The 7473-nt window shown below is 69.2% G+C and carries 7 protein-coding genes; 1 reads left to right on the top strand and 6 read right to left on the bottom strand.

The annotated features are described in order from the left end of the window. The 4 genes from ACZ55A_RS15625 to ACZ55A_RS15610 form a co-directional block, all read right to left on the bottom strand. Window positions 1-1182: hypothetical protein (locus ACZ55A_RS15625; RefSeq protein WP_468839712.1), on the bottom strand; the 1182-nt coding region annotated here is incomplete at its 3' end. Then, on the bottom strand, window positions 1179-1820 hold the full coding sequence (locus tag ACZ55A_RS15620) for a WhiB family transcriptional regulator (RefSeq protein ID WP_468839710.1): 642 nt from the start codon (window positions 1818-1820) through the stop codon (window positions 1179-1181). The genes ACZ55A_RS15620 and ACZ55A_RS15625, both read right to left, overlap by 4 nt. A 157-nt stretch (window positions 1821-1977) precedes the next feature. Continuing rightward, window positions 1978-2688: a zinc finger domain-containing protein gene (locus tag ACZ55A_RS15615; RefSeq protein ID WP_468839708.1), complete on the bottom strand. Its 711-nt coding sequence runs from the start codon at window positions 2686-2688 to the stop codon at window positions 1978-1980. A gap of 2 nt (window positions 2689-2690) precedes the next feature. Continuing rightward, window positions 2691-3575, bottom strand: a complete 885-nt coding sequence (locus ACZ55A_RS15610) for a helix-turn-helix domain-containing protein (protein WP_397881675.1) — start codon at window positions 3573-3575, stop codon at window positions 2691-2693. 632 nt (window positions 3576-4207) lie between these two features. On the opposite strand from ACZ55A_RS15610, the gene ACZ55A_RS15605 reads away from it, so the two are divergent. Next, window positions 4208-5092, top strand: a complete 885-nt coding sequence (locus tag ACZ55A_RS15605) for a helix-turn-helix domain-containing protein (RefSeq protein WP_468839705.1) — start codon at window positions 4208-4210, stop codon at window positions 5090-5092. Between the two features lie 168 nt (window positions 5093-5260). Here ACZ55A_RS15605 and ACZ55A_RS15600 read toward each other — a convergent pair whose 3' ends face one another. Continuing rightward, window positions 5261-6514, bottom strand: a complete 1254-nt coding sequence (locus ACZ55A_RS15600) for an MAB_1171c family putative transporter (RefSeq protein WP_397881998.1) — start codon at window positions 6512-6514, stop codon at window positions 5261-5263. A gap of 42 nt (window positions 6515-6556) precedes the next feature. After that, complete coding sequence (locus ACZ55A_RS15595; protein ID WP_397881673.1) at window positions 6557-6856, bottom strand: hypothetical protein; 300 nt, start codon at window positions 6854-6856, stop codon at window positions 6557-6559. Window positions 6857-7473: the final 617 nt, after the last annotated feature.

Genomic DNA, 7473 nt, shown 5'->3' with positions numbered 1-7473 from the left:
GTCCGTGGTGGGCACGGTCCCCGTGTGGTCCCCGGTCCCGGTGTCGGTCCCCGGTTCCTGGTCCGTGGTGGGCACGGTCCCCGTGTGGTCCCCGGTCCCGGTGTCGGTCCCCGGTTCCTGGTCCGTGGTGGGCACGGTCCCCGTGTGGTCCCCGGTCCCGTCCTGGTCCCCGGTCCCCGTGTCACGCTCCCCGGTCCCGGGGACCGGTTCGCGCTCCGCGCTCGGTCCCCGGTCACCGATCGATACGGCGTCCCTGGGCGGACTGCCGATGGGGACCGTGGTGCTCTGGACCTTCGGTGAGGGGACCGTGACGGCGGGCCTTTGGTCGTGGAGCGGGGACCAGGGGGAGGGCAGCGGGACCGTGGCGAGCGCGAGTGCGTGCCGGCGGGCGGCGAGCTGGTCGAGTAGCTCGGCGCGCTGGAGGGGGTCAGTGCCGACTCCTGCCCGTCCGATTGCCTTCGATAGCCGCCGGGTGAGTCCTCGGCCGCGCCAGCCTTGCTGCTGCTTGGGGGTGCGTTCGGCGAGGCGGGCGGCGAGGGCGACGGCCCGGGCCGTGGCGCGGTCGCGAGTGATCTGTGCGGCGTCGCGGTCCCGGGCGGCAACGCCGAGGCGGGAGAGCAGACGCTCGCGCGCCTCCCGCCCCAGGGTGGCGACGAGGCCATGGGACGAAGCGCCTGGGGTACGCAGGCGCAGTTCGATGCCCATGGCCTGATGCCACAGCATCGCCGCCATGATCGGGCCGACGAAGGCGCGGACCGTGCCGCCGACGGGGCCGCTCTCGGCATAGGACGGGACCACCTGCACGCCGGTGATGACCCAGACCAGCGTCCCGGGTAGCCCGGGTGCCCCCTGGGTGGCCAGGTTCTGCCGGGCCATCAGCGCGGTGGCGAACAGCGCGAGTTCGGCTGCGGCGAACATGCCGATCCGCTCGGCGGTGCCGGCCATGTCCAGGTAGTCGGCTGCGAACCTCCACGAGGTGTCGGCGCTGTAGGCGGTGCAGCCGACCGCGGCAAGCGCGGCGACCTTGACTGCCGGGCTGCCGAGACGATTCTGCGTGCGCGTTTCCCGGCGGCGGACTGCCCAGCCGGTCAGGACCAGGGCGACGGCGGCGACGGGAATGCCGATGACGAGGAGGAGGGAGGGGTCCGGGGCGACACCGAAGGCTAGGTGGGTCAGGGTCATGCGGCCTTTCCGAGAGGGGCGCCCGTCGAGGGCGAGGACACTGGACGGGACACCGGCTGCTTCGTGTCGGGTCTGTTGGGCGTGGGCCGACTGGTCGTCCGGGCGGTCTGCGTCCTCTTCTTCTTGCGACGGGGCACGCCGAGGGTCCGGTCGCGGTCGAAGATCTTGAGGGCTGCCTGCCGCAGCAAGTCACGGGCGTGTTTGTGGCCGATCTGCAGGGCCGCGGCGAGCCGGTCGGTGCGCCAGCCCCGGACGTAGGCGTGGTTGATGACGACCTGGCGCTCGGACTCGGTCAGGTGCACGTCGCGTCCGTTGAAGAACGCGATCACGCGGCTGTAGTCGAGGCGTTGGGGCAGCCCGTCATGCCAGGGGCGCCGCTCGGCTTCGGTCAGCCCGCCCCACACGCCCTCCTTGAGGTCGTTCTCCAAGGCGTAGTTGAGGCAGTCACTGCTCACCGGGCACAGAGCGCACAGTTCCTTGGCGTCGGCGATGGCGTCGTGATCCCGGGGCAGCGGGAAGAAGGTGGCATCGGCGTCCTCGGGGTCCATGCCGTGGCACACACCGCGGGTGTGCCAGCTGGTGTCGCCGATGCTGCGCAGGCCGGTGGCCGGCGCGTCGTGGGTGGTGATGTGGCGCAAGGGGGTCTCCGATGTGCTGCCGCGTCGGCCGGTCGGGGTCCGGTGGCGGATGGACGCGGCGTCAGGGGCCGGCTGCGGCGCAGGGCGGGCGCCGCAGCCGGGGGACGGTGGTATCGCGTCGGTGCACCGGACGGGGTGTACCGACGGGGCGGGTCGATCAGGCCAGCGCGGGCTGCTGGACCGGCTCGGTCTCTTGGGCCTGCCGGGCGGCGGCGAGGTCGAGGCGACCAGGGTGCGGGGTGACTCGCGGGGCAGTTCCGCGTGCGCCGCCGTCGGGGGCGACCCGCCGACGGCGGCATGGTTCGCCGACCTGGGCCTGACACCACTCGCACCGGACGCCGAGGGCGTCGGGCTGGCCCTGGGCGACGGCTGCCTCGCGCGCCGCACGAGCGGGCCGGTAGGGCGCGAGGGCGACTCGGACCTCTGGCGGTATGCAGGAGCCGATCTCCCGCAGCCGCGCCTTCAGTTCCGGGTCGATCCGGCCGCTGGTGACTGCCCGGTACTGCGCGGGCTGAGCGCTTCCGGTCGCCACGGCGCGCCGGGTGCCGACCAGCTCGGCGGTCCAGGCCGCCTGGTCGTCCGGGTCGACCGACGGCGTTGGGTCGGTATGCCGGGCCAGCCGGTCACGCCGGTAGCTCTCCCACGGGCGAGCGATGTCCGCAGGCAGGACCTGATACGGCGAGACCCTGATGTGCTGCCGGGCGGCGGCGCGGGCGTCCCAGCCGTGCGGCGTGGTCATCGGGACGTCGCCGAGCAGCTCGTGCCACTGGGCGAGCTGGTCGCCGGCCTCGGCCTTGTCGGTGCGGCTGGTGCGGGGGTCGAGACGGCCGATGTAGGCGAGCAGGGCGGCGATTTCGCGGCGGTCCATGGCTACTCCGTTCCGGTCGGCTCGTCGAGGGCGGCGAGCAGGGCTGCGGTGTGGGCTTCGGCGCGGGTCATGCCGCTCGGCTGGGTGGGGCCGTGGCCGGGCACGGCGTAGAGCTTCGGGCGGCCTGGGGCGTGCTCTCTGGCGATCCAGGAGCGCCAGTCGGCTGCCCAAGCACCCGACGACCGGGGCTTGAAGTCGGCGCGGTGGGCACGCCACTTCGCGTCGGCGGCGGCGAGGCCCTCCTGGCCGAGGCGGTCGAGGTGGCCTTGCTGGCGGGCCCAGGTGTGGGTGTCTGGGTCGACCTGCCACTCGCTGGCCGGGGTGACGGTGGTACCACTACTGCTGTACCTACGGTTCACCTTCGGTTCACTACGGTTCTGGGGACCGGTTTCCGGTACATCGCTGTGCCGGTTTCCGGTACGCCGCTGTGCCGGTTTCCGTCGCGAGGTACCGGATTCCGGACTGGCCGGATTCCGGACCGTGCCGGAGGATTCCGGTACCTCACGGGGGCGGATTCCATACCGCCGCAGAGCCGAGATCCGCAGCGTCGGCCCGGCCTCGGGCTCGTCCATCGACGCGTTGTCGCCGTCCTGCTCCCTCGTGGCCTGCGCCATGGCCTTCGCGGCGAGGGGCAGCCGGTAGACCGTGCTGCGCTGGGGGCCGGTGAGGTCGTCGAGCTGCTCCAGCTCACCGCTGGCGAGCAGCCGGTCGAGGGCGTCGCGCACGGCGGACCGCGAGGCCCTCGTGCGCTCTTCCAGGCTGGTCAGGGAGGCCCAGGCGATGCACTGCTCGTCGGCTATTCGATCGGCGATCGACAGCAGGACCAGGCGCGCATTTCCCCGGCTTGAGGAGTTCTCCCACACCCAGTCGCGGGCTTCGCTGCTCATCGGCCGCTCCCGCTCATGAGGCGGGACCGGCGGTTCACCGAGTCCGTGGTGGGGTGCTCCGGCGCGTAGCAAAGTGGCGCCGAGGCGAAGGTGGTTGCCGCGCAGGCCAGGCAGGATGGCCTTTTGCGCAGGGCAGGAGGCATGCAACAATCCCCTTGCAGTGTTGCCACGCTGAAGCGCCCGGTGGAATGGGATCAGCGTGGTGATGGTGGGCAATCGCCGCCCTTGCCGGGGCGGCTATGCCGTTAAGCGTTCGGCGTCCGGGAGTTCCCGCTCTCGGGCGCCGCCGCTGTATGCGGACCTGCGACGTCGTGGGTCTGCCGTGCTCCTCGCATTCGTGCTGCCGGGCGGGCTGCCCGGGGACGACGAACATACGCACGGACCCGCGTCAAGATCCAGAGTTGGTTCTTAATCTCTGTACTAGTTGCAGAGCGTGAGGAGGGGAAGCGGAATGCACGCGCTCTTCCGTTCGTGGTCGATGGGCTCGGTCCGGCCGGCGGGCGCGATCAGCCAGTAGGCTGAGGCGAAAAGCGCCAAGACGGATGCCAGAGCAGCCCCCTCACCTGCCGTGATGCACAAAACCTACGCTAGGTGGGCTTGTGCATCAAGCGCGGGTAGGATTGCTCCCGTCGATGGCCGCGATCCACAGTCAGGAGAGTGCAGTGCCGGTTCGCCAGTTCGATGGTCGGCGCGTGCTGGCCGCACGGCGAGCCGCGAGACTCCAGCGCCACGAACTGGGGCGCATGCTCAGCCTGAGCAAGGACTCGATCGGCGACTGGGAACGGTGCGACAGCGCCCCCTCCCCCGAGCGCCTGCCGGCCCTCGCCGAGGCCCTGGGGCAAGACCTCGATGTGCTCTTCCCGCGACTCGGGCCACCGGATCTAAAGGATCTTCGCTGCGACTCCGGACACACCCAGGCAGAGGCCGCGCGGGCCCTTGGCATCAGCCGTCTTCCCCTGAGCAACGCCGAAGCAGGTACCCGTCCGCTGAACGCCGCCTACGTCCAGCCCCTCGCCGACCTCTACCAGGTGAGCCGCGAAGCGCTGGAGGCAGCGCAGGAGAGATCCTTCGGCAAATCCAGCGCCCCCGAGGCGGAAGACCGGCCGCCTCAGACCCTCGGTGAGAAGATCACCAGCTTCCTTCAGCGGAAGCCGCTCTCGGACGGAGAAATCGCGGAGGCAGTCAACACCGCAGCAGGCTTCCCTGCCCTTGACGCGGCAGGTATCGAGGCGCTGCGGACCGACAGCCAAGAGTCCGCCGAAGTCCAGGCCACTCTGCCTCCCGACAGCCTGTTCGCGGGGCTGGGGGCGGCCTTCGGCGTCCAGCCGTGGCATTTCGCGCCCGGGGAAGAGGTCGAGCGGCAGATCCTGGACCGGCTCCAGTTCCTGAGCCTCATGCGTAGCGACGGCGTCAGCGTGGCTGCCCGCGGCGCCAGCGAGGGAGTCTCGGCTGCCATGCTGGCGACGCTCAGCGAAGTTCTTGTACGCCACGAGAAGGCACCTCGCGAGGAGGACTAGGGTTTCCAGCCGACTCATGCCTCGTGTGGGCACACAGCACACGGGCGCCGCCCGAAATAGGGGCACTGCGGCCCCACCCACCAGTGGATCCTCCCGCAGTGGCTTGACCAGCAAAATCCCCCTGGCCAGCGACGGCCTGGCGGGCACCTGTGGCTTGGCGAGCTCCGGTCAGCTGGTGGTGAAGGGCCCCTGCCCTGCACTGGTTAGCGCTGAGTGCGTTACACACCTGTCCTGCTGACGCCCGCAAGGCGCGCCGGCCTCGGCCATCAGCTCCTCTGTCTCCTGCGCACGGATGCTGGCGTACGCGGCCTGCACTCGATTGAGCCAGGCAGCCTCACCGCGGCTGGTGCCGAAGGGTTTCTCCGGAAGAGGCTCGGTCGGCACCGTGGAGCGGCAGCCGCGGGTGGCCGAGGCGAGGGCGGCCTTGATCCAGTGAGCCTCCGCGGCTGGCTCGGCGTCGCTGTGGCTGAGCGCAGCCTCTTCCGCGGCCGGCCACAGCTCCGGTGTCGCGTGATGGCGCAGGAGGTTGACGGCGTCGCCGATTTCCTGGATCCACCCGTCCTGCCGCACATCCAGCGGGGGAGTCAAGCGGGTCATCTCTCGAAGGCGGGTGCCCGCCGGCTGGAACGTGACCTCGGGGAACGCCGTGGTCAAGTCACGCCGGAGCGAATGCAACCGCCACAGGGAACGCCAGGTACGCCAACGGTCAGCTGCCACATGGGTGGTGGGCAAACTGGCCCCGGTAGCGAACAGAGTCGCCGCCAACACGTTGAATGCGCTGCCCAGCTTTTCCGCGATCTGGTCGACGTTCGCAGGGGTGGGTGCGAGCATCGCGATCCACATGTACATCAGGCGTACCACTGCGTACAGGGTGTAGAGCCAAGTTGAGGCGGCACCCAGCGCCAATCCGGTGCGGAGCACCAGTGACTCGGCTTGACGGCTGACATGCGTCCACTGGTAGGCGACGGTCCAGGCGGACGCTCCCAGATAGAGGTAATAGCACGTCATGAAGGCCGCCGCTCCCCATTCGCCGGCGTGATCGGCGGCGAAGTCGACGCTGGGCTGCCTCCGGTCAATGGCAAGGAAGAACAGCACAATCATCGCCGGAACGACGGCGAAGAGCGACCGCCGTGCGATCCGGGCTACCTTCCGCGAGATGGCGATGTGTCTCGGGGCATCCTCGCCGGCAAGCAAGTAGCTGGTCACGGAGTAGTTCAGCATCGACAGGCAAGCTGCAATCGAGACCAGATATTTCACCAGTGCGTCGAAGTCGACTATGCCAAACTGCCCGAGGGCGTCCCTGATTGGGGGGAAGCGAGTCCATAGTGTGACGGCGAAGGCGGCACTGCAGCCCCACAATGCGCGACGGAGGGGGTCGCCATAGCGGGCCCCTGGCAGACGCCATAGCGCCACTACGGTCATCGCTAGGGAAACGGCGAGAATCAGAGAATTCAAGGCAGGCCCTTACGGCCGCCGCGCACGCGGCGGTGCCAGCGGATGCGTGAGGCTGGCTTCCATCACGCTGATGAGATCGGTGCCGAGCGCTGCTTGCTGCCGCGCCAGGCGCTTGATGAGAGAGGCGGAAAACTCTGCTTGGCGTTCCTCGTAGCTGTCGTAGTGCGCTCGCGCTTGGACCACTGGACTCTCTTCTCGGACGTCGGCGAGGAACGACCGGAACAGAGGGGGCAGCAGCTGCTCCTCCTCCTCTGAGGTCAGGGATTTGCCATGGCCGAACCACAAGTGAGCTATCTCGTGGATGATCACGTGCTCAGTCTGGTTTGGGGTGGGGCGCGGCCGGTAGAGGATGAATGTCGAATTCAAGCGCTCTACGCTGACGCGGAGTCCGCAAGCCGTTCGCATGTCTCCGTGCGCATCCGACACGGGGACGAGATGAATCTGGCACTCTCGGACCGCTTCGATCTCGGCGACGAGACCCGTGAGGCTAAAAGGGGAGGGAAGGGGGAGATCAGCCAGCTGACGCTCGCATCGCTTCCGCAATAGGCGCATCTCGCCGGCCCGGCGCAAGAGCCCCACCGCACCACCTTTCGACGGATCCCAAGTTTCCCGAACCCGAATGATTCCGCGTGCAACCTCGTTGAATGACCTTGGAATCAAAAGTGGAAGCCCTGGTTCCGCCTCGGGTTATGGGGATGATCCTAGGGCACGCGAGTGAACGTGCACGCTCCGATTCCCGGCCGCCCTGGGGGCCGCCAGCCGCCCTGCGTGCCTCCGTGTGGGGGGAGTTGGGCTTTCGCGGTCCGCGCATGGCCCTGCGAGTGTCTGAAAATGTGCGCTACGCCTCACCGGTTTTACGCGGCATCTACTTATCTATATCGGACGTATGCCTACTTAAGGTTCCCCTGCGGTGCGCTCTGCTCGCC

Source organism: Streptomyces sp. NPDC034111, assembly GCF_055575375.1.
Note: the sequence above shows the minus strand (reverse complement) of the source record. Positions and strands in the feature narration are given on the sequence as shown.